The 24,251-nt window shown below is 68.8% G+C and carries 22 protein-coding genes; 7 read left to right on the forward strand and 15 right to left on the reverse strand.

Annotated features, from left to right (window positions below):
• Positions 1–321: 321 nt before the first annotated feature.
• Both DB30_RS33225 and DB30_RS33230 read right to left on the reverse strand, forming a co-directional pair.
• The gene (locus DB30_RS33225; protein WP_052556690.1) at positions 322–2,211 is read right to left on the reverse strand and encodes a feruloyl-CoA synthase; all 1,890 of its coding nucleotides are present in this window, start codon (positions 2,209–2,211) and stop codon (positions 322–324) included.
• Between the two features lie 5 nt (positions 2,212–2,216).
• A complete protein-coding gene (locus DB30_RS33230) occupies positions 2,217–2,723 on the reverse strand; it encodes a hypothetical protein (protein WP_146661723.1) in 507 nt (168 codons plus the stop codon).
• A 45-nt stretch (positions 2,724–2,768) separates the two neighbouring features.
• Here DB30_RS33230 and DB30_RS33235 point away from each other — a divergent pair, with 45 nt between their 5' ends.
• Together DB30_RS33235 and DB30_RS33240 are read left to right on the forward strand one after the other, a co-directional pair.
• Positions 2,769–3,503, forward strand: a complete 735-nt coding sequence (locus DB30_RS33235; RefSeq protein ID WP_146661726.1) for a hypothetical protein — start codon at positions 2,769–2,771, stop codon at positions 3,501–3,503.
• Positions 3,504–3,638: 135 nt separating this feature from the next.
• Entirely contained in the window at positions 3,639–4,118 is a 480-nt protein-coding gene (locus tag DB30_RS33240) for a hypothetical protein (RefSeq protein ID WP_052556698.1), read from the forward strand.
• A 14-nt stretch (positions 4,119–4,132) separates the two neighbouring features.
• Here the strand turns inward: DB30_RS33240 and DB30_RS33245 are convergent, their stop codons facing one another.
• The 3 genes from DB30_RS33245 to DB30_RS33255 form a co-directional block, all read right to left on the reverse strand.
• Positions 4,133–5,416: a citrate synthase gene (locus tag DB30_RS33245; RefSeq protein WP_052556700.1), complete on the reverse strand. Its 1,284-nt coding sequence runs from the start codon at positions 5,414–5,416 to the stop codon at positions 4,133–4,135.
• 153 nt (positions 5,417–5,569) lie between these two features.
• Positions 5,570–7,300: a DUF167 domain-containing protein gene (locus DB30_RS33250; RefSeq protein ID WP_052556702.1), complete on the reverse strand. Its 1,731-nt coding sequence runs from the start codon at positions 7,298–7,300 to the stop codon at positions 5,570–5,572.
• A gap of 10 nt (positions 7,301–7,310) precedes the next feature.
• Entirely contained in the window at positions 7,311–8,513 is a 1,203-nt protein-coding gene (locus DB30_RS33255; protein WP_165704068.1) for an alanine racemase, read from the reverse strand.
• A 30-nt stretch (positions 8,514–8,543) separates the two neighbouring features.
• Here DB30_RS33255 and DB30_RS33260 point away from each other — a divergent pair, with 30 nt between their 5' ends.
• The 3 genes from DB30_RS33260 to DB30_RS33270 are packed head-to-tail and all read left to right on the forward strand — an operon-like array spanning position 8,544 to position 11,549.
• Entirely contained in the window at positions 8,544–9,749 is a 1,206-nt protein-coding gene (locus DB30_RS33260) for a pyridoxal-phosphate-dependent aminotransferase family protein (RefSeq protein WP_052556706.1), read from the forward strand.
• Complete coding sequence (locus tag DB30_RS33265) at positions 9,746–10,726, forward strand: hypothetical protein (protein ID WP_052556708.1); 981 nt, start codon at positions 9,746–9,748, stop codon at positions 10,724–10,726. Before DB30_RS33260 ends, DB30_RS33265 begins: the two co-directional genes overlap by 4 nt.
• Before the next feature lie 10 nt (positions 10,727–10,736).
• Positions 10,737–11,549 carry a glutathione S-transferase C-terminal domain-containing protein gene (locus tag DB30_RS33270; protein ID WP_052556710.1) on the forward strand — a complete coding sequence of 271 codons (813 nt, stop codon included), beginning with the start codon at positions 10,737–10,739 and terminating at the stop codon, positions 11,547–11,549.
• Positions 11,550–11,634: 85 nt separating this feature from the next.
• On the opposite strand, the gene DB30_RS33275 is transcribed toward DB30_RS33270, so the two are convergent.
• Positions 11,635–12,240, reverse strand: a complete 606-nt coding sequence (locus DB30_RS33275) for a hypothetical protein (protein ID WP_146661730.1) — start codon at positions 12,238–12,240, stop codon at positions 11,635–11,637.
• A 342-nt stretch (positions 12,241–12,582) separates the two neighbouring features.
• Here DB30_RS33275 and DB30_RS33280 point away from each other — a divergent pair, with 342 nt between their 5' ends.
• Positions 12,583–15,312 carry a serine/threonine-protein kinase gene (locus tag DB30_RS33280; protein ID WP_052556713.1) on the forward strand — a complete coding sequence of 910 codons (2,730 nt, stop codon included), beginning with the start codon at positions 12,583–12,585 and terminating at the stop codon, positions 15,310–15,312.
• Positions 15,313–15,336: 24 nt separating this feature from the next.
• On the opposite strand, the gene DB30_RS33285 is transcribed toward DB30_RS33280, so the two are convergent.
• The 5 genes from DB30_RS33285 to DB30_RS33305 all read right to left on the reverse strand — a co-directional run bounded on the left by DB30_RS33285 (position 15,337) and on the right by DB30_RS33305 (position 19,851).
• Positions 15,337–16,551: an NAD(P)/FAD-dependent oxidoreductase gene (locus DB30_RS33285; RefSeq protein WP_052556715.1), complete on the reverse strand. Its 1,215-nt coding sequence runs from the start codon at positions 16,549–16,551 to the stop codon at positions 15,337–15,339.
• Positions 16,548–16,889, reverse strand: coding sequence for a (2Fe-2S)-binding protein (locus tag DB30_RS33290; RefSeq protein ID WP_146661734.1), 342 nt, complete (start codon positions 16,887–16,889; stop codon positions 16,548–16,550). Before DB30_RS33290 ends, DB30_RS33285 begins: the two co-directional genes overlap by 4 nt.
• Positions 16,886–18,376: a 2Fe-2S iron-sulfur cluster-binding protein gene (locus DB30_RS33295; protein ID WP_146661737.1), complete on the reverse strand. Its 1,491-nt coding sequence runs from the start codon at positions 18,374–18,376 to the stop codon at positions 16,886–16,888. Before DB30_RS33295 ends, DB30_RS33290 begins: the two co-directional genes overlap by 4 nt.
• A gap of 115 nt (positions 18,377–18,491) precedes the next feature.
• Complete coding sequence (locus tag DB30_RS33300) at positions 18,492–19,214, reverse strand: YggS family pyridoxal phosphate-dependent enzyme (RefSeq protein WP_052556718.1); 723 nt, start codon at positions 19,212–19,214, stop codon at positions 18,492–18,494.
• Positions 19,207–19,851 carry a Maf family protein gene (locus DB30_RS33305; RefSeq protein ID WP_052556720.1) on the reverse strand — a complete coding sequence of 215 codons (645 nt, stop codon included), beginning with the start codon at positions 19,849–19,851 and terminating at the stop codon, positions 19,207–19,209. Before DB30_RS33305 ends, DB30_RS33300 begins: the two co-directional genes overlap by 8 nt.
• A 176-nt stretch (positions 19,852–20,027) precedes the next feature.
• Between DB30_RS33305 and DB30_RS33310 the strand changes: the two genes are divergently transcribed.
• A complete protein-coding gene (locus tag DB30_RS33310) occupies positions 20,028–20,870 on the forward strand; it encodes a hypothetical protein (RefSeq protein WP_146661739.1) in 843 nt (280 codons plus the stop codon).
• On the opposite strand, the gene DB30_RS33315 is transcribed toward DB30_RS33310, so the two are convergent.
• From DB30_RS33315 to DB30_RS33330, 4 genes are all read right to left on the reverse strand, one after another.
• Positions 20,860–21,387, reverse strand: a complete 528-nt coding sequence (locus DB30_RS33315; RefSeq protein WP_052556725.1) for a hypothetical protein — start codon at positions 21,385–21,387, stop codon at positions 20,860–20,862. The genes DB30_RS33310 and DB30_RS33315 overlap by 11 nt on opposite strands.
• A gap of 95 nt (positions 21,388–21,482) precedes the next feature.
• Positions 21,483–22,610 carry an STAS domain-containing protein gene (locus DB30_RS33320; protein WP_052556727.1) on the reverse strand — a complete coding sequence of 376 codons (1,128 nt, stop codon included), beginning with the start codon at positions 22,608–22,610 and terminating at the stop codon, positions 21,483–21,485.
• Positions 22,611–22,872: 262 nt separating this feature from the next.
• Positions 22,873–23,304 (reverse strand): rhodanese-like domain-containing protein, encoded by a 432-nt coding sequence (locus DB30_RS33325; RefSeq protein WP_146661741.1) that lies wholly within the window; start codon positions 23,302–23,304, stop codon positions 22,873–22,875.
• Between the two features lie 68 nt (positions 23,305–23,372).
• The gene (locus tag DB30_RS33330) at positions 23,373–24,218 is read right to left on the reverse strand and encodes a YHYH protein (protein WP_205633126.1); all 846 of its coding nucleotides are present in this window, start codon (positions 24,216–24,218) and stop codon (positions 23,373–23,375) included.
• Positions 24,219–24,251: the final 33 nt, after the last annotated feature.

Genomic DNA, 24,251 nt, shown 5'->3' on the forward strand with positions numbered 1-24,251 from the left:
AGCTGAGGCCCAAGGGCGAGGAGCGGCGACGACGCTGTACCGGGCGTACTGCTAGAGCGCCGATCAGTTTGGAGTCGCGGCGTCAGGTGCGTCTGGGGCCGTTCCTGCCTAGGAGGGAGGCCGAAGCTGTATCCGGCATACTGCGAGCGCCGACCGACAACGGCAGGGGCGGTCCCAGATGTGCCTGGCGTCGTGAATTCAAACTGATTGGCGCTCTAGGAGCTGCGACACTGCCATTGGGCCTCAGTGCCGTGCATGACCCGGCACGAACTCAGGGTGTGTGGCACTAGCCTCAAACCATCAGATTCACTGCGGCACTAGCTACGCGCCGTCCTCGGCGCCGATCGTGAGCACACCCGGGCCGCCGGCCACCAATGCCTCTACTTGCGCAACCCGGTGACTGAGCACAGCACGCTGATTGATGTAGCCCTTGTCCGTGATCTCGTTGGCGTCGATCGAAGGTGGCTCGGCAAGCAGCACGACGCGCGCAAATCGGGTGCTGCTGCTTGGGTGGTCGCGGTTGTGCGCCTCGATCCCGCGCTCGATCCGTGCCCGCACCGCCGCGTGTGACACCACTTGCTCGGCGGTCGCCTCGCGGTCGAGCCCGGCGAGCTTGCGGCAGGCCGGGAGGTCTGGAAACACCAGCAGGCCAAGCTCGCGCTGGTCGTGGCCGGTGACCACGCAATCGGCCACGAGCGGCTCGCAGGCGGCGATCGCCTGCAGCCGGAGCTTGCCGACATGAACCCAGGTGCCAGAGCTGAGCTTGAAGTCCTCGGACACGCGACCATCGAACTCCAGGCCCTGCTCCGGGTGGGCGGGGTCCGCGAGCTTGCCGGCGTCGCCGATCCGATAGAAGCCGAACTCGTCGAAGGCCGCGCTGCTCAGCTGCGCGTCGCGCCAGTAGCCTGGGGTCACGTTGGGCCCGCGCACGCGCAGCTCTTGCTTCTCGCCGTCGTCGATCAACGCGATCTCGGTGCCCGGTATTGGATTGCCGATGACCCCGGCGCGCTCGATCGGCCAGTAGACCGCGGTCGAGCACGGCGCCGTCTCGGTCGAGCCCCACGCAGAGACCATGAGCAGGCGGTGGCCGCGGGCCGCGAGCGCGAGCTGCTCGAGCCGGGTCCATAGCCGCTGTGGCAGGGCGGCGGCGGCGTAGAACACCAGATCCAGGTTGGCGAAGAAGCGCTCGCGCAGCGCGGCGTCAGCCTCGAGCTCGGGGATCAGCAGCTCGAAGCCCCGCGGCACGTTGAAGTACAGCGTGGGCGAGCGCTCGCGCAGGTTGGCGAGGGTCGCCTCGAACGCGCCCGGCCCCGGCTTGCCCGCGTCGATCCACAAGCTGCCGCCGTGCATCAAGATCAGGTTGAAATTGAAGTTGGCGCCAAAGGTGTGGTTCCACGGCAGCCAGTCGCAGATCACCGGGACCCGCCCCCGCCCGGCGTCTTCGCCCAAGAACGGCCACACACGCGCGAGCGCAGCCTGGTTCGAGCACAGCATCCGCTGGGTGTTGATCACCCCCTTGGGCAGCCCGGTCGAGCCCGACGTGAACAGGACCTTGGCGATCGTGTTGGGCCCGAGCTTGGCGAAGCGGTGGGCGACGCCCTCGCTCGGCGACAGCTGCAGCAGCGACTCGTAGCGCTCGACCTTGGCCGCCCGCGGGCCAGGATCTTGGCGTGCGTCGGCGCAGATGAGCGGCAGCGCGTCGAGCCCCGCGGCCTCGAGCGCGCGGATGAAGGGCTTGCGCTGCTCGACGAACACGACGCCGGGCGTGATCTGCTGGGTGATGACTTGGAGCTTGGCGAAGTCGCGCGAGACCAGCGAGTACGCGACCGAGACGGGGACCGCGGGAATGCCCACGTGCATGGCCGCGAGGGTCAGCAGCGCGTGGGCGATCGAGTTGCCCGACAGCAACATCAGCGGTCGCTCGGGGCCGGCGCCCAGATCGAGCAACGCCTGCGCGAGGCTGTGGACGCTCGTCAGCGCTTGCGCCCATGTGACGGTTCGCCACGGGCTGGTTGGACCCGCGCTGCGCTCGCCGAGGAACACCTGATCCGGCCGAGCCTTGGCGTTGGCGACGAGCAGATCGCCCAGGCAGCGCGGGTACTCGCCCAGCGGCAAGGTGTTGGCGAGGATCGTCGCGCCGTCTGCTCGCCGGCTGATCTCGACACGCGGCGACGCGAGCTTGGGCAGCGCCCACTGGGGAGGCGTCTCCATGGGGGCTAGCCGCCCTTGGCGTTCAGGCCAGCGGTCAGCGAGAAGGTCACGCCGTCCTCCCAGGTCGCGGTGGCTTCAACCTTCCACACGCACGAGCTCGAGCTCGGCGCGAGCTTGCCGAGCGCAGCGGGGTCAACCCACACGATCCAGCTCTCGCGCGCGTCTTGATCGGTGACGCCGTGCTTGCCGGGGCGGACGATGTCGGACGCGGGCACGCTCGCCTGCTTGCCCTTGCAGTCGGTGACCGTGGCGGTGAGCTGCTCGAAGGGGGCCGCCGCGGTGAACGCCATGCCGGACTTCGGGTCGAACTTCACGGTGTTGATGTTGATCGTCCCGTCGCGGCTGCCGCTGGTGGACTTGGTCATCTCGCTGGCTTTGCACGCTCCGCTGGCGCAGTACCAAGCGCCGCGATACGAGAGCTCTTGGCCCCGCATGCTCTGGCGCAGCGATGCGCAGCCGAGCAGGGAGACCGCGAGCACGGAGGTGGCGAGGACCAAGCCTGGTAGGCGCATGCGTGGATCCTAAGAGCTTCGGCCGGCGTCGGCTATGCTCGCGCCATGCTTCGCGTTCACGTTCGAACTCTGGCAACCCGGGGGGCACTGCTCGCATCGCTCCTCGTCTGCGCGGTGGCCTGCGAGGCCCGGTCGAGCGAGCAGACCCGCGAGGTCGTCGACGAGGCGGCGCGGACAGCGGAGCGGGGGGTCGAGCAGGCCAAGCGGGGTCTGGGCGAGGCCAGGGACGAAGCTCGAGAGGGGATCGCCAACGCCCGCGACCGCTTTGGCGTCGACGAAAAAGTCGCGGATGCCCGGCGCGGCATCGCCAACGGCTGGGACGAGGCCGCGCAGGAATTCGCGGCGCTCGGTGAAGCGGGCAGGGCCCACGCAGAGGCGCTCGGTGACAAGATCGATGAGGCGGGTCGCGCCAGCTTCGAGGTGGCGCCCGATGCCGTGATCTGCACTGACGCGCCGTCGCGCGTGTGCAAGATCGATCCCGAGCTGATCGCCAAGCTCACCGCCGAGCCCAAGCTGCTGGTCAACGAGGTCTCGCTGTGGCCCAAGCGCGGCGCGACCGGCCAGGGCCTGCAGCTCGTTCGCCTGCGGGCCCAGAGCCTCACGACCATGTTGGGTCTGCGCGAAGGCGACATCTTGCTCTCGGTCAACGGCGCCGAGCTGGGCTCGTTCGACGCGATCCGTGCCCTGGATCAGGCCCTCGCGGGCAAGGACGAGGCCACCTTGGTCTACGAGCGGGACGGGCAGCGCGGCGAGCTGACGCTGATGCAGCAGTCACCGTGACGGGTCGGGCCCGGCCCCGCGACCTGGGGCGCCCTGGCGGCTCGACCGCGGCCCGCTGGCGGCGTGCAAACTCAGTTCTTGGGGTTTCGGTCGTAGGGACAGTCAGCCGCATTTGCGAACCGCTAGCCTCGATTCGTGGCACTCGCTTCGCACAATTGGCAGCTGAACGAACAAGTGTGTCTGCCCAAGGGGCTCGCTGCCGTGCGCGGAGGGGTGTTCATTCTCTATCACCCGGTGACACCCAGCCTCGAGGTCGCGCTGCGCGAAGCCAAGGCCTACCTCGAGATGCGACGGCACTTCGAGTCGATGGCCGTGCTGATCTGGCTGGGCCAACCCTTCCCGCCGCCACCCGCGGAAGTCCGCGCTGCGTTCGGGGCCGCGTTCACGGCCGGACCCAAGGTCACGGCGGTCGCGTGGGTCGTCGACAGCGAGCACAGCCTGGGCGCCTCGGTGGTCCACAGCGTGTCGATGCAGATGTTCACGGGGACCTCACAGGTCCGCCTGTTTCGTGATCCCTTCGAGGCGGCCAGCTGGATCAGCTCGATCGAGGGTACCGAGGCCGAGTTGATCCTCGACGGCCTCGACACGCTCGACCGAGCACAACCGGAGCCCTGAGCGGGCCCGATAAGCTAGCGCTTGTCCATTGGGACGTAGGCGCGCTCGCCTGCGCCCGTATAGATCTGCATGGGCCGAGCGATCTTCTGCTCGGGATCCATCAGCATCTCTTGCCACTGCGCCAGCCAGCCGGCGGCGCGGGGGATCGCAAACAGCACCGGGAAGAACTCCACTGGGAACCCGATCGATTGGTAGATCAGCCCCGAGTAGAAGTCGACGTTGGGGTACAGCTTGCGCTCGACGAAGAACTCGTCGTTGAGGGCGATCTTCTCGAGCTCGAGGGCGATCTCGAGCAGCGGGTTCTTGCCCGTCACAGCGAAGACCTCGTGGGCGAGCTTCTTGATGATCCGCGCGCGGGGATCGTAGTTCTTGTACACGCGGTGGCCAAAGCCCATCAGCCGGCGCTCGCGGTTCTTCACGCCCTCGATGAAGCCGGGGATGTTGCCGAGGTTGCCGATCTCCTCGAGCATGCGGAGCACGGCCTCGTTGGCGCCGCCATGCAGCGGGCCATAGAGCGCAGCGGCAGCGGCCGCCAGCGAACAATAGGGATCGGTCTCTGCCGAGCCAACCGCCCGCGCCGCGCTGGCCGAGCAGTTTTGCTCGTGGTCGGCGTGGAGGATGAACAGCACGTCGAGCGCCTTCTCGATCGCGGGGTCCGGCTTGTACTGCGGCTCCGCCATGCGGAACAGCATGTTCATGAAGTTGCCGGCGTAGCTCAGGCCGTTGTCTGGATAGATGTAGGGCCGGCCCTGCATGTGGCGAAAGCACCACGCCGCGATCGTCGGCATCTTGGCGATGATCTTGATGATGTGCTCGTCGCGGACAGCCGCGTTGCGGACGTTCTTGCTGTCCTCGTAGAAAGTAGAGAGCGTGCCGAGCAGCGAGACCAGCTTGCCCATGGCGTGGGCGTCCCACTTGAAGCCCTCCATGCCCTGGATCATGTACTGATGGACATAGGTGTGGTGGGTGATCTTGTCGACCCAGGTGTCGAGCTCGCTCTGGGTCGGGAGCTCGCCCTTCAGCAGCAGGTACGAGACCTCGAGAAAGGTTGACTGCTCGGCGAGCTGCTCGATCGGGTACCCGCGATAGCGAAGGATGCCTTTTTCGCCGTCAATGAAGGTGATCGCCGAGCGGCATGACGCCGTGTTCTTGTAAGCCGGGTCGTACGACATCAACCCGAAGTCTTCTTCGTCGACCTTGATCTCACGCAACGCGCTCGCGGGGATGGTCCCGTCGGAGATCGGAATCTCGTATTGCTTGCCGGTTCGGTTGTCCTTGACTGTCAGCGTGTCGGCCATTCTAGCTCCGTGATCGCAGCCCCAAGGTGTGTTCGATGTGCGCGGACCGTTGGGGCGTCGGCCGGGGAGATGATGCGCAACAAGGGTTGTTTCCGTCGAGCAAAATCGCCGAGCGGGGCTCGGTGTTTCGCTGCCCGTGGGCTCCGCGTGAACTCAGTCATCGAGGGCGGGCGTGAAGACTTGCCAACGGTCGAGGGCGGCGCCGTCTTGGTCGACGCCGCCAACGACGAAAGTAACACCGTTTTCGGTGGAAACTAAATGGCCGCCGGCGGCCCGTGGCGCGGAGGAGTTGGGCTCGCTCACGCTCTGGTCGTCACGGTCGATGCGGAACCACCGGCCCTGGCCTTGCGTATAGAGCGCACTGGCGTCGCTGAACATCAGTGGATCAGGGACCGCGACGGGGAGGAAACTCTCGCGCAGCTCGACCTGCGCGGAGGTCTGCGGGATCACGTCGATGCTCAGCGCGTCCCCCGAGGGGACGTCGTCGATGGTTCCGCCGACACACAGGACCGTGACCCCCTCGGCTGTCGGTCGCTGGATCGCGCAGCCGAGGCCGCGCCAGGTCATGCTTGGACCGACGCTGGCGCCGACGCTCGACAGCAGCGCGAGCGGACCCTCGGTGTCGCCGCCGACGAGCAGCACGTCGGCGGTTGGATTGTCTTCGGTGGCGATCCACAGGGCGGTCGCCCCGTCGCGGGGGCCGTCGAGCGCGAAGTCGGCGACCGGGGCGGCCGCGAGCAGGTCTTGGGCGTCAGCGACCAGGTCAATGGCGACGCCGTGGGTCGTGCCGCCACCGCCGAGCAGGTACACCCGGGTGTTGTCGGGATCGGTGAGCACCGCTGCGCCAACCCGAGCTCCAGCCTGGACGCCGCCGCTTGGCGTGGCGACGCTGAGCTCTGCCCAGCTGTCGGCGCCTGGATCGTAGCGCCACGCGACCGGCGCGGCCTGGTCCCAGCCCAGGCGCACCACGGTGCCGTTGGCCGCCGAGAACAACCCGCTCGCCTCGCTGGTGAAGTTGACCGTGTCGGGAAGGCGGTCGCCGCTCTCGAGCAGCAGCGTGTAGTGGTTGAGCAAGAAGGTGTCGCCGTCGGCTTGGACCAGCAGCATGCCGCGCCCGATCGCGGCGGCGCCCAGCATCAGCGGATCGGGGGTGTCGAGCTGCTCGGGCCAGGTCGAGAGCAGCCCTGGGCGACCCAGGAACAGCGCCAAGCCAACGTCGGGGGCAGCGGTCGCAAACGGGGCCGTGGTCCCCCACGCGATCAGCTCTTCGCCGTCCGCGAGATACAGCTCGAGCTGCTGGGCCTCCGTCGTTGGTTCGCCCTCGAGCTCGAGGGCGAAGTCGAGGCCGTCAACGGAGAAGCTGAACGCCTCGCCGCTGGGGCGCATGACCACGCTGGCGTTGTTGGCCCGGCTGTAGTCGCTGACGTCGGCTGGCAAGATCACGGTGATCGGCAGCTCGCGGGGGCTCTCGCACGCGCTGGCGCCAAGCAACGCGAGCAACAAGGACGCGGCGCCACGTCGGCCTGATCCGTCTGATCCGCCTGATCCGTCTGACTCGCCCGATTCGCCTGATTCGCCCGGCGCCTCGAGGCCGAGCTTCGTCGTGATGTCTTCGAGCGAGCCGGGCCCGCATGACGCCGCAGCGATCCGCACGGTCTTGCGCTTGCCGGTCTGGCCGCGGACCAGCTCGATCTGCTCGCGCGGGATCCCGAGCGTCTTGCTGAGGAGCTTGATGATCGCGGCGTTGGCCTGGCCGTCGACAGGCGCCGCCTTGACGTGGAGCTTCAGCCGCCCGCCGTGGGGCTTGCCGACTGCGTCGCGCGACGACTTGGGGACCGCGTGGACATCGATCTCGATGGCGCCGTCTGGCCGAACGCGAAGCACGGCCGCGACCCTAGCCCTCGCGCGGCGGCTTGACCAGCGCGTCGTCGCTCAACCCACACGCGTGGCCCGACGCGCCGACCGGCCCCACGCCGACGTAGCGCCCACCCCGGATCCACACGGCCTCGCGGTAGAGGTTGACGGTCGTGCACACGTGCTCGGGAACCAGCCACAGCAACCGGCCGAGCTCGGGGCTGTGCGCGTTGGTGGCCACGCGGCAGGGGAGGTGTTCTTCGCTCGCGCGCTGCGGCTCGAGCTCCGGGCGATCCAGGACGGCGCTGCTTGGCGGGCTGACATCGGGGGCGATCGCCTTGCTGCCCGCGTCGAGGGTCACGCGCTCGGGGCCGGCGCTGATCACCCGGGTCGCGACGAACGCCGCCTGCCGCAGGCCGATGTCGCGCGCGGCCTGGTGGGAGCGGCGATCGGAGAGCACGATCGTTCCGGGCGACACGCTGTGACGCCAGTCGCCCGCTCCCAGACCCGCCCCCAGACCTGGGTGGTCGAGCGCGTGCGCGTAGCTGTGGGTGCCCGAAGTCACCAGCTCGAGCGCGCCGTGCTCGGGCGCCGCCGGGCCCGCGCGCAGGGCCGCCGCGAGCTCGATCAGCGCGTCGTAGCCTTGGTGGGCCTCGTCGCGCTGGGCCCAGGTCAGGTGCCCATCGTAGCCGTGCAGGCCCGCGAGCTCGAGCGGATCTGGCATCGCCGCGAGCTCGCGCCAGCGCGCGGGGCTGGTGCCGGTCCGGTGCATGCCAAGGTCGACGTCGAGCATGACCGGCAGCGGCGCGTCGCGACCGAGCGCGCGCGACCAACCCGCGAGCGCGTCGAGGTGCGCGGGGGAGTCGGCCAGCACTTGCACCCGGCTGCCAGCGTGGGCGCGGGCCAGCGCGAGCACGGCGCTCAGCGACGCGCGCTGGGCCGGGTACGCGAACAACACGTCGACCGCCCGGGGCCCCGCCGTGCGCAGCAACAGCGCGAGCTCGTCGCAGGTTGCGACCTTGAAGCTGCGCAGCCCGGCGTCGAGCATCAGCTCGATGATCACCGCCTGCTTGCTGGTCTTGAGGTGCGGTCGCCAGCGCTGTGGGCCCCCCACCCGCCGGAGCGTCGCCGCGAGGTTGGCCTGGACCGCGTCGAGATCGATCACCAGCGCTGGCGTGATCAGCCGGTCCAGGCACGGCGCGAGCGCCTGATCCAGCCCCTCGCTGGTGGTCTTGTTGGTCATCGCCACACAGTAGCTTGGTATAGATCCGCCATGAGCGACGCCCATCAGTTCAGGTCCTTCGAGCCACCGCTGCGCATGTTGATGGGCCCGGGCCCAAGTGATGTCCACCCGCGGGTGCTGCAGGCGATGGCGCGGCCGACGATCGGCCACCTCGATCCAGCGTTCGTCGACTTGATGGACGAGGTCAAGCGCCTGCTGCAGTACGCGATGCGCACGGACAACCCGCTGACCTTCCCGATCTCGGCGCCCGGATCCGCGGGCATGGAGGCGTGCCTGGTCAACTTGATCGAGCCGGGCGACACCGTGATCGTGGGTCGCAACGGGGTGTTCGGCGGCCGCATGCACAGCATCATCGAGCGCGCGGGCGGTCGCGCGATCGCAGTTGACGACGCGTGGGGTTCGCCGGTCGATCCCGACAAGGTTGAGGCCGCGCTGAAGCAGCACCCCGAGGCCTCGCTGCTCGCGTTCGTTCACGCCGAGACCTCCACGGGGGCGCTGTCCGACGCCGCGCGCCTGGCCGAGCTCGCCCGCGCGCACGGCTGCCTGACGGTCGTCGACGCCGTGACCTCGCTCGCTGGCGTGCCCCTCGAGGTCGACGCGTGGGGCCTCGACGCCGTGTACTCGGGCTCGCAAAAGTGCATGTCGTGTGCGCCGGGGCTGTCGCCCGTCTCGTTCTCGGCGCGCGCCGTCGAGCGCATCCAAGCTCGCAAGACGCCGGTCCAGTCATGGTTCTTGGATCTGAGCTTGGTGATGGGCTACTGGGACGGCGGCGCCAAGCGGGCCTACCACCACACGGCCCCGGTCAACGCGATCTACGGGCTCCACGAGGCGCTGCTGATGGTCCACGAAGAGGGGCTCGAGCAGGCTTGGGCGCGCCACCAACTCCACCACCGGGCGCTCGCCGCTGGGTTGTCGGCGATGGGCATGCGGCTTCGGGTTGCTCCCGAGCACCGGCTCCCGCAGCTCAACGTGGTCGAGCTCCCAGCCGGGCTCGACGACGGCGCCACCCGAGCGCGACTGCTGCGGGACTACGGCCTCGAGGTGGGGGGCGGGCTTGGGGATCTGGCGGGCAAGGTCTGGCGGATCGGGCTGATGGGCACGGCGTGCACGCGGCGCAACGTGCTGGGCTGCATCGCGGCGATCGACGACGTGCTGCGCGGCGCGGCGCCGGACGCAGGCAAGGGGCTCGGTGTCGCGGCGGCGTTGGCTGCGTACGGAATGAGCGAGCAGCCGTGAAGCCCGTTGAAGCCCAAAGGCTCGTCGAGCTGCGCGACCTATCCCGGTTCTTGGCCGGTCGCGTCGGCGCCCGTTGGTCCGCGCTCGCGTTGGTCGCCGGCCTGCTCGGGTGTTCGGCGAGCGGCGTCGACTCGGAGGTCAAACAGCAGGCCGAGCAGGCGACTCACCAGGGGTCCAGTCCGCCGACCGCCACGCAGCTCCCTGCTAGCGTCGATCCCGAAGGTTCGCTGCCCACCTCGAACCAGTCTACGAAGGCGTCCGCAAGCGGGCGAGAAGCCCTCGCCCGAGCTGAAAACGGTGGACGAGCCATGCGCGTGTTGGTGACTGGTTTCAACGATTGGGAACAGCTCGGCGAGCCGCCGAACCTGTGGCGGTGCCGCGACAACCCCAGCTGTAGGCTGCTGCTTGGTGAGCCCCACGCCGAGGCCCCCCGTGACCATGCCGGCCCGCTCGTGCAGCGCTTGCGGGCGCGGGCGCCGGACATCGAGTGGCGCTTCGCAACCATGCCGGTGACGTGGGGGGTCGCGTCGCCGGTCCCGACCGACGTCGATGTGATCATCAACATTGGCCTGGGCGTCTATGATCGCTTCGACGCGCTGCAGCTCGAGGTCGGCGCCTACAACCAGCGCGAGGGCACTGACGCGGCTGGTGTTGCGCGCGCTGAGCCGATCGATGACGCGGCCCCGCCGATCCTCGATGCGCCGGACGGGAGCCCGATGAAGGCGCGCATCGAGGCGCTGACAGGGCGCACGATCGCGAGCTACGAGGTGCTGGCCGCGCCGGCCCGCGCCGACAACAGCTACCTGTGCAACGAGACCCACTACGGCGCGCTCGCGACTCTAGTGGGCGCGGGCGGGGAGGCGGACCGGCTCGAGGCGGTGTACTTCCTGCACATCCCCTACGCCAAATCGGGCGACTACGAGTCGCTAGCCGAAGGTGTCACGGGGGTCGTGTTGTCGCTGGTCGGAGGCGAGTAAGCTGGCGCGCGTGGCTCCGCGGCTGATCACGATTCGCCCGTCTCACTACAACGAGAAGGCCCGGTGGGCGCTCGATCGCTTCGGCGTCGAGTACGTCGAGGAGCCGTGGATGCCGGCCCTGCACTTCGCTGGCACGATCCCACCTGGGTTGCGCTACCGTCGGGGCCAGGCGGATCGCGGCTCTTCGCGCTTCTCGACTCCAATGCTGGTGACGGGCGACCCAAGCGATCCGCTGCTCACCGACTCGACCGAGATCGTTCGCTTCGCGGCGGCGCAGGGCGGGGCGGGGGACAGCTTCTGGAGCCCGGAGGCGACCGTGCTGGACCGGCACTTCAGCGGTCGCTACGGCGCCGACACGCGTCGGCTCGTCTATCACTTCTTGCTCCCCGACACGGCGATGCTCGCCGAGCTCGCCTTCCGCAGCGTGAGCCCAAGCCAAGCGCGGATGTTCGTGCGCTTGACGCCCGTCGTTCGCAAGCTGCTGATCTCGCGGCTGAAGGTCACCCCAGAGCTGGCCGAGCGCGCGCGGACCAACATCGTGGCCGAGTTCGCGCAGATCAGCGAGCGCCTGTCCGACGGCCGACGCTACCTGGTCGGCGATCACTTCTCGATCGCGGATCTGAGCTTCGCGGCCTTGTCTGCGATCGTCATCGGGGTGCAGCCCGAGGAGGGCTACGGGGCGTGGCTGCCCGCGCTGGACCAGGGCCCGCCCGGCTACGGCGAGTTTGCCAAGCAGCTTCGAGCGACAGCCGCGGGGGCGTTCGTGCTGCGCATGTTCGCGGACGAGCGCACGGCCCCGCGCACGCCCCCGCGCACCTGGTGACCACGAACGAGACCCCGAAGCCAGCGTTGCGCCGACCTCGGGGTCCCTGGACTGAATTCGGGTTTGGGTTGCGGGCCCGTGAAGATCAGAAGGTGTAGCCGGGCAGACCCGCGCTGCCACACTCGCCGGTCATCAACGCGGCCATGAGGAGCTTGCGACCCTCACTTTGGGCCGCGATGTCAGCGTTGGTGGTCATCAAGCGGTATCCGTTGATGGCTTCACCAAGAAAGATGTCGTTTGGCTGGTATTGAAACAGCAGCTGCTCGCCGAACCGCTTCTTCATCTGGCCCCAGTTCGCGACCTTGACGTCCACGTGACCCTCGAACACGTAGTCGCCCCACAAGGTGAACAGCACCTCGGTGCCGTTGGCGGCGATGACCTCGCGCAACTTGCTATTGAGGTGGGGGCTGTCGACGCTGCAGGTCTGGACACCACTGGCGTCGAAGATCGCGTTGTCTTCCACGTACATCAGCACGTTGCCGAGCGCCGCTTCGCCCTCATACACCACACCCGCTTCGACGATCTCCCAGATTACGGTGCCGTCGTCGCTGCCGCCGTCGGCCATCGTCATCTGCGTGTTGACATCGAGTGAGCCGCGAAAGTCGTCACCCAGGTCGGCATCCGAGCTGTCACAAGCAGGGGCCAGGGCGAGCAGAGAGATGGAGACAAATGCGGTAAGTGCGCGGCTCATTGGTTGGGTTCCTTTGGATCAGGAGGTGACGAAAAGATAATGTAAAGCACACCTCTTGACTAGACTTTAACGACGATAAATTTGATGAATTTCGCGCGTTAGGTGCACTTTAGCCCCCGAATTCTGCATTTTTGGTCAAAATTACACAGTGAACGGAATCGCGCATAATTGATCTAAAGATCACGATTGATCGGTCCAAAACTAATAGTTATTTACGTTGCTTATATTGACTGTTGGTCAGCCGATCCGCGCACCGCGGCGCGCGGTACAATCCAGGCAGGGCCATCAATGGACCAGCAGCCCAATTCAGCGCGACGCGGTGGGCCTGAGACCGTCGCCGACATGGATAGCGACCCGGGGGACGCCAAGCAGCTGTCCGTCGTCGGGCGCTACGTGATCTTGGAGTCGATCGGGATGGGCGGCATGGGCATGGTCTGTGCGGCCTACGACCCCAAGCTGAATCGTAAGATCGCGCTCAAGCTGCTGCGCAATACGGCGACCGACGAAGCCAGCACTGCCGGCCGCAATCGCCTGTTTCGCGAAGCGCAGGCGCTGGCCAAATTGAGCCACCCCAACGTCGTCACTGTCCACGACGTCGATGTGTTCGAGGGCCAGGTCTACATCGCCATGGAGTTCGTCGAGGGGTCGACGCTGCGCGACTGGCTGGGCGAGCAACCCCGGACGTGGCAAGAGATCCTGGCCAAGTTCGTGCTCGCGGGGCGGGGCATCGCTGCGGCCCACCAGGCCGACATCATTCATCGCGACTTCAAGCCTTCAAACGTGTTGATCAGCGTGGATGGTGATGTCCGCGTCGCCGACTTCGGCGTCGCCAAGGAGCACGAGCGTCAGATCAACGCCGAGCGCGATCGCCAAGAATTCGAGCGACGCCGACACACGGCCAGCTCGGGCAGCGGGTTCGATTCAACCACGACCGCCGAACACGCGCTGATCGACGAGATCCAGTCCAACATCAGCATGGACCTCACGGTCGCCGGTCGGATGGTCGGCACGCCCGCGTACATGGCCCCCGAGCAGCACATGGGTCTGCGGGTCGGGCCGTACACGGATCAGTATTCGTTCTGCGTGAGCTTCTATGAGGCGCTGTATGGGCGTCTGCCCTTCGAGGGCACGGATCGCCGCGACCAGCTGGCCAAGATGGCGGGGGGCAAGCCGCCGCAGCCGCCCAAAGAGGCCAACACCCGCAACGTCCCGAACTGGCTGTTCAAGGTGCTCGCGCGCGGTCTCAGTGCCCACCCGACCGAGCGCTGGCCCTCGATGGAGGCGATGCTGGCCGCGCTCGACCGCGACCCGGCCAAGCGCGTGCGTCGGTTCGCGGCGCTCGGCGTCGGCGTGGTCGGTCTCGCGACGGGGCTGCTCGGGTTGGCCTTCGGGTTTGGCAACACCGAGGACCAGGTCAGCCACTGCCCGGCGTTGGCCCAGGACATCGAGCGACACTGGAACGCAGATCGACGCGCAGACGTCGAGGACGCGTTCTCGGCCTCGAGCAAGCCCTTCGCCGATGACGCGGCTCGTCGGGCGATCTCGAGGCTAGACGGATGGAGCGCGGTCTGGGGGCAGAGCCGGGTCGAGATCTGCGAGGCGACGTGGGTCGGCGAGCAGTCCGACGAGCTGCTCGATGTTCGTATGTACTGTCTCGAGCAGCGCGCCCGCGAGCTCGACGCGATGGTCGATCTGTTCGTCGAGGCCGATGATGAGATCGTCGAGCGGGCGGTCTCGGCCGTGCACGCGCTCAGTGACCCACGCGCCTGCGCGCTGGTGCGGGAGACCGGTGAGATCGACGACCGTCAGCTCGACAACATCGCGCGCGAGCAGATTAGCCAGATGGAGCTCGACCTCAACCGGGCGTTCGCGCTGGCCTCGGCGGAGAAGTACGAAGAGAGCTTGCCGCTGCAGGAGCGGGTCGTGGCGCGGGCCCGCGAGCTGCCCCACCCACGCACGCTCTCGCGGGCGCTCTACGATCAGTCGCAGTCGCAGTTCGAGACCGGCAAGTTCGAGCTTGGCGAGGCGAGCCTGCGCGAGGGCATCGAGCTCGCCGCGCAGCTTGGCGACGTCGAGCAAGAGGCTCGCGCCTGGATTCGCTTGATCTTCTATCTTGGGTCGCAACAGCATCGCTTCGCCGAGGGCCACGCGTGGACGCTCGCGGCCGGCTCGGCGCTGGTCCGGGCGGGCGGGTCGCCCAAGCTCGAGATCCCCTTCGAGGGGGCCGTGGCGGCGCTCGAGCTGGCCGAGGGGCACTTCGAGCCAGCCGTCGAACACTTCGGGCGGGCGCTGAACCTCGCGCGGCAAGAGTACGGCGAGATCCACCCGATCACGATCCGCATAATGATGAACTACGGCTCGAGCGTCGCCCGAATTGACGCGCCCAAAGGTGAGGCCGAGGCGGTCCTGCTCGAGACCGTCAGCCGATCCAAAGACGCCTACGGCCCCAATCACCCGCACCTGGCGACGGCCTACTACAACCTTGGCAACGTGTACTGGGTCACCGATCAGACCGACAAGGCCGAGCCCGCGTTCCGCGAGACGCTCCGGATCCGCGAGCAGATTGGTGGTCCCGACGCGCCGAACTTGGCGAACCCGCTGCACGCCTTGGCTCGGATCGCCCGCAACGCCTCGCGGCTCGAGCAGGCGCTCGCGGACTTCGAGCGGGTGCTCGTGATCCACACCAAGACCAAGGGCGAGAACTCGCGCGAGGTCGCGGCCGCGCACACCGACATCGGGGTGACCCAGCAAGAGCTCGGGCGCTTCGAAGACGCGCGGGCGAGCTTCGACCAGGCCGGGGTCGTCTACGCGAAGATCTATCCCGACGGGCATCGCCACATCGGCGGGCTGGAGAAGCGTCGCTGCAACCTGTTTGTCGAGGCCCAGCTGTGGGCCGAGGCCGTGGACGCCTGCGAGCGGGCGCTGGCGATCGCGGCGCGGTTCGAGGCGGAGCCGGAGATCGAGCGCGAGGTCTACGAGCTCATCGTCGCGGCGGAGCGCGGGCGCGGGCGCATCGGCGCGGCCGAGCGGGCCCAGCAGCGGGTCGACGCGCTCACGGCCGCGATTCAGTGAACCCGTGAACCCTGGACGCGGGGTTCAGCCGATGATCATGTCTTCGCGCCGGAGCATGCGGCCGTCGCGAAACCGGCAGGGATCCCAGCGCTGCAACATGGCGTGCGACTCGCCGGTTGCCAGCCAGCGCGCGACCATGCGGCCGACCGCGGGCGCCATCATGAACCCGTGACCCGTAAACCCGCAGACTTGGATCAGCTGCGGGTGATCGGGGCTCGGGCCGACCATCGCGTCGCCGTCGGGCGACATGTCGTAGGGGCCGGACCACTGGCGCAGCGGCTCGAGGTGCTTGGCGATCGGCATCACGCGGATCAGCGCGCGCGCGACGTTGGACAAGAAGCGCAGGCTGGATCCAAGCTCGACCTGGTGGCTGGGGACGAGCCCGGGCGGATCGGGCAGCGTGATCCCAGTGACGATCTCGCCGCGGGTGCTCTGCGAGAAGTACAGGCCGGTCTCGAGGTCGACGACCAGTGGATCCAAGAACGGCTTGAGCGGCTCGCTGGACAGGATCTCGTGGCGGTGTGGGTGGTTGGGGAGCTCGATGCCGAGCCCGCGGTTGATGCCCACGCTCCACGCCCCCGTCGCGTTGATGACCCTCGCGGCGCGCAGGCGCTCGCCCGTTGACAGCCGCGCTTGGTAGCCGCCGTCAGGTTGGGGTTCGAGGGCGTCGACGCTGGTGTGGGTTCGGATCACCACGCCGCGGGCGGCCGCCTGCGCCGCGTAGCCCCACACGAAGGGCCACGGAAACACGACCCCATCCTCGGGGTTGTAGGCGGCGACCCGAACCTCGGAGACATCGAGCTGGGGAACCAGCTCGAGGGCCTCGCGGGCGGCGAGCAGGCGGGTGGGCACGCCGACCTGCTCGTGGACCGCGACGTTGCGGTGCAGGCGTCGCTCGCCCGACTCGGTCCGTGCGAGGAACAGGTACCCGCCCTGGCGAAACCACAGGTTGATGTTGAGCTCTTGCGCGAGGTGGCGGCACAGCTCGATGCTCTCGCGCATCAGCGCGACGTTGCCCGCGTCGCCCCACTGCATGCGCAGGCCGCCGCCGTTGCGGCCCGAGGCGCCCGAGACCAAATAGCTGCGCTCGACGATCGCGACGCGCTTGACCGCGCCCGGGTGGTTGCGCGCCAGGTTGTAGGCGATCGACAGGCCCATGACGCCGCCGCCGATGATCAGCAGGTCGAGCTCGTCGGGCAGCTTCGCGTCGCGGGAGCCCAGCGTCGTCGCCGTGCTCATGGCGACGGTGGCTCCTGCGGGTCGCCCAGTGGATCGGCCTGGGGTAGCGAGGGTGCTGGATCCACGAAGGGATCGGGCGCAGCCGCGAGCGCGCCAAAGCTGACCGGCTCGGCCGGAGGGCGCGCCGTGAATGGGCGCAGCTGCGTGGGGGTGCTCAGCCCACGGTTGATCAGCTCGCGGGCGAGGGCGGCCATGCACTCTTTGCCCTGGCACGGTCCGGTGCCGAAGCCGGTGTAGCGCTTGATCTCTTCGATCGTGGACAGCCCGGCCGCGAACGCGTGCTCGAGCTCGCTGGCCGTCACGTCTTCACATCGGCACACGAACACCCGCTCGCTCATGACGGCTCCTTGGCGGCTGGCTCGGCGAAGCGATCGCCGACGACCGGGCGCTCGCGCATGGTCGGTGGTTGCGGCGGCTCGGCGGGGGCAAAGTGGGTGGCGTCGGGGAGCTCGTGGGGGGCGGCCGCGAGGACCTCGAGCACGGCCTTGGCCACGCGCGCGCCGTCGCGGGCGGCGGCTGCCTGGCCCGCGGCCGGATCGACTCCGATGCACACGTCGCCAGCGGCCCACAAGCTGGTGCCGCCAAGCGCCCCGCAGCGGCCGTGATCGCCCGCTTCGTGCGCGCGATCGATCCCAAACCCCCCACCGTTAAAACCCAGCGCGACGCCGATCTGGGCGGCGAGCTCGTGGGCGGACGCAGGTGTCTGGGCGATCGCCAGCAGCGCGCAGCTGCGTCGACCCCCGTGGCAGATCAGCGCTTCGATGCGCTCGCCCCCGACCGCGCGCTCGATCTGGTTGGGTGCGATGAGCTCGAGCTTTGGCGCGTGCGGGGCCCGGAGCTGGTCGAGGGCGTTGAGCTGCGCGTGGGCCCAGGGCCCCTCGCCAACGACCAGGCACGGACCGGCGATCCGAGCGTTGGCCCGGCGCAGCGCCCGGATCAGACCGCGGGCGGACACGATGCCCGGTAGATCGTTGTTGGGGAACGGCAGCATCGGGTCGCGGCTGCCCACGCAGAACATCAGGTGGTGGGGACGAAACGCGTGGAGCCGCTCGAGGTTGGGGTGACGCTCGCTCGCGGCGACCAGCGCGAGGTCGTCCTCGCGCCCGGGGAACAGCATGTGCGGACCGGGATAGATCCCAAACACGCCAGTGTCGGCGAGCAGCTTGGCGGGCTGCGCGTGGGCGCGGCTTTCGGCGTCGTCGAGGTTGGCCGCGAGCGCAGCTCGATCCAGCCGGTCCACGATCACATGATCCACGCCCGCGGCCTCGAACACCGCGGCGGCCGCCTGACCCGCCGGCCCCGCGCCGATGATCAACACGGGCAGCTCGTGGGCGAGGTACTCGTAGCCGCTCGTGTCCACGCCCTCGGGCAGCTCGCCAAACCCAGTCAGGTTGCGCGCGACCTCCTGCATGACTTGGTTGACGATCCGCGGCCGGACCATGAGGTGGTGGTGATCGATCCCGCCGGGGAACAGGGTGTCGACGAGCTGGGTCGGATCGAGGCGCTTGGGCCGGTAGCTGTTTTGCGAGCTGACCCGCATGCCCTCGCGGACCGGGGTCATGCACGCGCGCACGTTGGGCCGGCCGTCGATCCGCACCAGGCAGGTGCCGCAGTCGCCGGTCAGGCAGTAGGGCCCGCGCGGCCTTCGGTACTTGGGCGAGCGGCTGGTCATCAACACGCCAGCGGCGATCAACGCGGTCGCCAGCGTGTCGTGAGCGGTCGCCTCGATCAACGCCTCGTCGAAGCGCAGGTGCACGGCTTGCCCGCCTGGCCCGTCGGGGGCGGCTGGCGCGGCTGGCACGAGTAGCGGTCGCTGACGGCTCACGGCTTGCTAGATACCTCCGCGCGTTGCTTGGCCCATGACCACAGGACGCGCCCGCGGCTGCAGTCGGCGAAGTCTACGGTCTGTGTGGGGGTCATGACCAGCCAGCCAGCATCTTTCAGGGACGCGCGCCGAAGATCGCGGTCCCGACTCGGACCAAGGTCGCGCCCTCTTCGATCGCAACCTCGAAGTCGGCGCTCATGCCCATCGACAGCTCGCGCAGGTCGACGCCGGGTCGCTCGGGGCCTTCACGCAGACGGTCACGAAGCTCGCGCAGCTCGCGAAAAAACCGCCGGGTTTGCTCGGGCTCGGCGGCCGGGGGGATGATCATCAGGCCCACGCAGCGGGCGTGCGCGGTGGCCCTGCACGCGTCGAGCAGCGTCGGCACCAGCGCGGGAGGGACCCCGGCCTTTTGCTGCTCGTCGGCGAGGTTGACCTCGAGCAGAAACTCCTGAACACCGCCAGCGCTGGCGGCCCGGCGCTCGATCGCGTGGATCAGCTCGACCCGATCGACGGTGTGGATCAGCGCGACCTTGCCGACGAGGTACTTGAGCTTGTTGGACTGGATCGCGCCGATGTAGTGCCAGCGAGCGTCGTTGGCTTCGGCCGGCCAGGTGCCCAACTTGTCGCGCAGCTCCTGGGCGTAGTTCTCACCAAAGTCGCGCAGGCCCGCGGCGTAGGCGGCCTCGAGCTTGGCCAGGGGCTGGCGCTTGCTGACGCCGATCAGTTGGACCGGCGACGCTGTGCTGGGGTCGGCGCCGCGGCGGGCGATCGCTGCCGCCACGCGGGCGCGGATCGACTCGAGGTTGGCGGCGATCGAGGTGGACTGGGGTTCAGACATGAAGCGCTTCGAGCTGGGTGAGGACCTGCGCGAGCGGCAGGCCGACGACGTTCGTGTAGCTGCCCTCGATCGACTCGACCAACGCCGCGGCCCGACCTTGGATCGCGTAGCCGCCAGCCTTGTCCTGCCAGCGCGCGAGCTCGAGGTAGGGGCCGATCCACGCGGCAAATTGCGGGTCCGAGAGCGCCCGCATCCGCACGAGGGTGGTCTGTGTGATCCGCGCCAGCCGCTGCGGCGCGGCGCCGGGCTGCGCGGCGGGCCGCATGAAGGCGCACGCGGTGCTGACCTGGTGCGCCCGCCCCCGGGTCAGCGCGCGCAGCATCGCGGTCGCGTGGGCGTGGTCGCGGGGCTTGGCCAGCGGCTCGCTGTTGGCTTCGAGCCACACGGTCGTGTCGGCGGTCAGGATCACTGGCGGGGGCCCGCCCTCGATCATCGACCTGCGGATCTCATCGAGCGCGCAGGCGGCCACGGCTTTTGCTGCGGCCACGCGCTCGACGTACGCGAGCGGGGTCTCGCCCGGGTGCCAGGTCTCGTCGCAGTCGACCGGGCAGACCGTGAATTGTTGGCCAGCGCTGTGCAACAGCTCGGCGCGACGCGGCGAGGCCGACGCCAGGACCAACGGCGAGAGGGGAGCCATCGCCGGTCATGCTCGCGCGGGCGCGACGGCCATGCAAACCGGTACACTGCGGCATGCCCGTTAGGCGTTCGCTGCCCGCTTCGACCCGCCCCCTCGCGACCCGCCCCCGCCGGCGTGCCGCCGCTTGCTCACCTTGCGCCGCGCTCGGCCTTGCGCTGGGCCTGACGGTGTTGGCGGTGCCGCTGCTCGACTCGGCGCCACGCGAGGCAGCCTCGACCGCCAGCGAGGCCCCCGCTCGAGCCGAGGATCCGCTGCGTGGACTGTGGACTCGCTACGAGACCCGCGGCGAGGGCGAGCCGCTGCGGTTTTGGTACTTCCACGGTGACGGCAAGGGCCTGTACCGCTACGGCAAGGTTGGCTTGGCCAACACCCACAGCTTCGACTACAGCGTCGAGCCTGCCGGGCGGCACGTGGGGGTCTCGCTGCAGTTTCGCAAGCGCGGTGACGCCCACGCGCTCACGGCCGTGCTCGAGCAGGACGCGCGCGGGCAGACCTTCATGACGCTGCGCGGTGATCCCTACGAGCCAGGCGCGCGCTACCGCAAGGTGGAGTCCGACCTCGACGGGTTCGAACCACCTGCGCGCAGCCAGCCAGACCAGGCCAGCGGGATCGGGGACCGGCTCTGGATCGACTACCGCAACCTCGCCACGGGCGGCGCCGAGTTTCACATGTACCAGCTGGCCGCGACCGCGATCGACGGCCGCGGCGTTGGCTGGTTTCATCGCGGCGACTTCGACAACTGGTCGACTGAGTCGCTGACCTACCGGATCATCGGCGACCGCATCGAGCTGTTCTTCGACGTCCGCGAGGAGCCAAACTCGACCGCGTTTCATGTCAACGATGGCGACCACGGGCGGACGCTGGTGCTCGCGCAGGACCCCCGCGACTTCTGGGCGACCCACGCCTACCGCGACGGCGGCCGCTCGTTCGGCGGGCCCGCGTTCGCGCGGGTCGTGGGCTCGCCAGCCTGGCCGGCCCCAGACGCCCAAGACGGGCGCTCGCCCGAGCTCAACCCGTGAAGGTGCAGTTCATCTGCACCGCTTGCGACTCGAACACGAGCTCATCCTCGTCATCGTTGGCGCCCGGCTTCACGAGCAGCACCAGATCGAGCGTGACACGCTGGGCGTCGGCTGCTTCTTGTTGCGGATCGCCGCACAGGCCCCAGTCATCGTGGTTGTCGGGGATGCTCCCGCGCAGCACCAGCTCATGGGTGTCCCCGTCGGCGAGCCCCTCGAATGGCGGGAAGTCGGCGGGCACCGCCAGCTCGATGTCGGCGTAGGGCTCGAGGTCGAGCCCGAGGCTCGCGGACACGACCTCGATGGTCTCGGCCGCGGGCCCCCCCATGTGCGTCAGGTTCACGCGCACGCTCACGCTGGTGCCCTGCTCGTCGTCGATGCCGACATCGGGCATGTCGGTGATCTCGGCGAACACGCCAGCGTGGGCCGCACTGCCGTCATCCGTGGACATCGGGTCGCCACAGGCGACGAGCGGCAGGGCGAGGGAACTGACCAGGGCAAGTGAAGACGTGAAGCGCATGCGTGTGAGAGTGCCAGAACCGCGCGATTCGATCACGCGACAGCGCCCGCATGTCCGCTCCGTCGAGCTCCCACGGACTGCGTCGGGCCACTCGATCAGGCCACGCCGACCTTCGCTATCCCGCGTTTCGCTGCGTCCAGCGCCGCCTCCAGGGTCGCGTGCGCGACCAGGCCGTCCAGCTCGATGTCGAGGTTGACGGCGGTCTGGGCCGCCCGCGCCGACATGCCGCAGATGAGGCAGCGCGCGCCGATCATCCTGACCGCCCGGGTCAGCCGTAGCAACAGGTTGATCGCCGTGGCGTCGAGCGCCTCCGCGCCGGTCAGATCGAGGATCGCCGCCCTCGCGTGCCGCTCGACCACCGCGGGCAGCAGCCCCTCCATCAGCGCCTCGGCGCGCTGCCTGTCGAGGCGGCCGACCACCGGCACCGCGAGCACCCCGGCCCCAACCTGCAGGATGGGCGTTGACATGGCTCGGATGTCCGCGGCCTGACGCTCGATCATCTCGAGCTTCCCGCGCAATTCCTCCTCGACGCGTTGGCGGACCTCGGCCTCCTCGCGTAGACGAGCCTCGACCTCGCGGCGCTCCGCGACCTCGCGACGCAGCCGCTCGAGCGCCGCGGCGAGGTCGGCGGCGCTCGACTCCGCGGTGAACAGCATGGCGTCGAGGCGGTCCTCGACGCTGCGGTCCGAGGGGCGCACCACGAACTCGTCGTGTGGGTCACCGCGCACGACAAACCGGGTCTGCTCGGCCCAGCAGTGGGTACCGAACGCCTTGGTGCAGTAGCCCGCGAACTTGCCAGCGATGAACGCCGAGCCCCACTCGACGCCGAGGCTCTTTTGATAGATCGGCTCGAACCCGGCGGTCACCCGAAACACGGCGGACTGGAGTTCGTGGTCGAACTCGACGACCTGCCAGCGACCGAGCCCGCCGAGCGGCGTCAGGCCCCCGAGCATCGCGATGCCGACCTCGGGCGCCGGCATCTGCGCGATGAAGGTGCGCCACTCTTCCTCGACGCTGCGGCGGCCCGCGGCCTGCATCGCCAGCTCGAAGCGCTCGCCCCCGACCATCCGCTCGACGCCCCACATCATGCCGGCGAACGTGCTCTCGACCAGCAGCGCCACCACCGGCATGCCGTTCATCAGCATCAGGTCGCGCGCGCGGTCCCAGCTGTACCGCACGCCGTCGATCTCGAACTCGTTGGGGTCGCCGCTCGCTGTGTCCATGGCAAGGTCCTCGCAGGGGTCTACTCGAAAGCTGCGGACGTCCAAAGCCCTCTGCTCGGCGTGCGAGTACGCTACCACAGGGGTCCGACTGCGGGGTGGCGACCTGCTGGCGGGCTTCCGACAGCGTCGCGCCCGTGAACAGGCCGTGACAGCGGTGCGCCTTTCACGAGCTCGGCGTTCCCACTCACGAGGAGCTCACCGACGTGCTGCGAGCTCCGGGCATCCGGCGGGCGGATCCGGCATCATTGCGGGCACCCGGGGATCAGTCTGGCCAGTCGTTCAGACCGCCGAGGTTGGTCACGCGATCAAAGCCCGCGTCCACGAGCTGATCTTTGACGATGCCCGCCCGGCGGCCGGACTTGCAGTAGACGACCACCGGTTTGTGCACATCACCACCCACGAGCTCGCGGATCTCGTCGAGCCGCGCGGGGACGTCAGCGTGGTTGATGTTGATCGCGCCCTCGACGTGCCCGCTCGCAAACTCCTCCGGCGTGCGCACGTCGAGGAGCAGGGCGCCCGCGTCGACGAGCTGCTTGGCGAGGGCGGGGTCGCGGTCCGCGTAGGGGCCCTCGGGGAGGTCCGGGGCGTCCAGCTTGGTGTCGGCCTTGGCGGCCGCTTCGGTGTCCTGCTCGTGCTTGCAGGCGGGCAGGAGCAGGGCGATCGCGAGCGCGGCGGGCAGGATGCGTGCGTTCATGCCGAAGAGCATGCCGAAGAGCATGCCGAAGAGCATGGCAGATCGGTGGGGGGGCGATGATTCGCGGCCTACTCGCGTGGTGGCTGACCCGGCGGTGGTCCGGGAGGACGGCGGGCGGCGCCCTGAACGATCTCACCCGTGAAACAGTCGAGGGTTTGGTTCTTGCCCGGGCCGGCCACGTGATAGTGGTAGCCCCTCGTGTCGTCCATGTGGCCGCGACACTCGTCGAGATCTGTTGGTTCAGCGCCGTCGTGGCCTGCACGGGCGTGAATCGGGTAGCCATCGAGGGCGTACCCGATCATCGGGGCGTGGGCGTCGTCTTGGGCGATACTCGTGAGGCAGCCGCTCGTCACTGCGTGATAGTGGTAGCCGTCATGCATGTTGATGTGGCCTCCGCAGTCGTCGAAGGGGGCGAGCGTGTGTGCGGCCAGGATGGCGTGCGTCGGCGCTGGGGCGGCGAACTCCACACCATTGAGCGCAAGTCCAATGTTGGATCGGATGGGGGAGGGTGACTTGGCCCGGGTCGGCAGCTTGGGGATCAGCGTCTCGACCACCGTGTCTCGAGCCAGGTAGGTCGGGAGGCACTCGACGCAATGGTTGTGAAGCGCCGGGTCCACGTCGGGCCGAGCCGCCGCCGCGCACGCTTCGGCGGTGTCGGTGACGTTGATCGTTCCGTCCTCGTTGTGGAGGGCCCACGCCGAATCGCCATAGAAGGTCGCGAGGTTCGCTATGAACTCGCCCGTGACGTCGTGCGCGGTGCCGGCCTCGGGCCAGATGCCACCGGCCTCGGGCCCGTCGTGGACGGACTTGGGGCACCAGGGGCCTTGGGCATGGTCCGAGGGGACCGACTTCCTCGCGATCCGCAGACAAGTCGTGGACTCGCCGCTCTCGAGTGTGCAAGGCACCTCCTGCACCGGTCCCGCGAGCCCGGCCGCCAGGAACAAGGA

This window comes from Enhygromyxa salina (assembly GCF_000737335.2).
GTDB classification, from domain to species: Bacteria; Myxococcota_A; Polyangia; order Nannocystales; family Nannocystaceae; genus Plesiocystis; species Plesiocystis salina_C.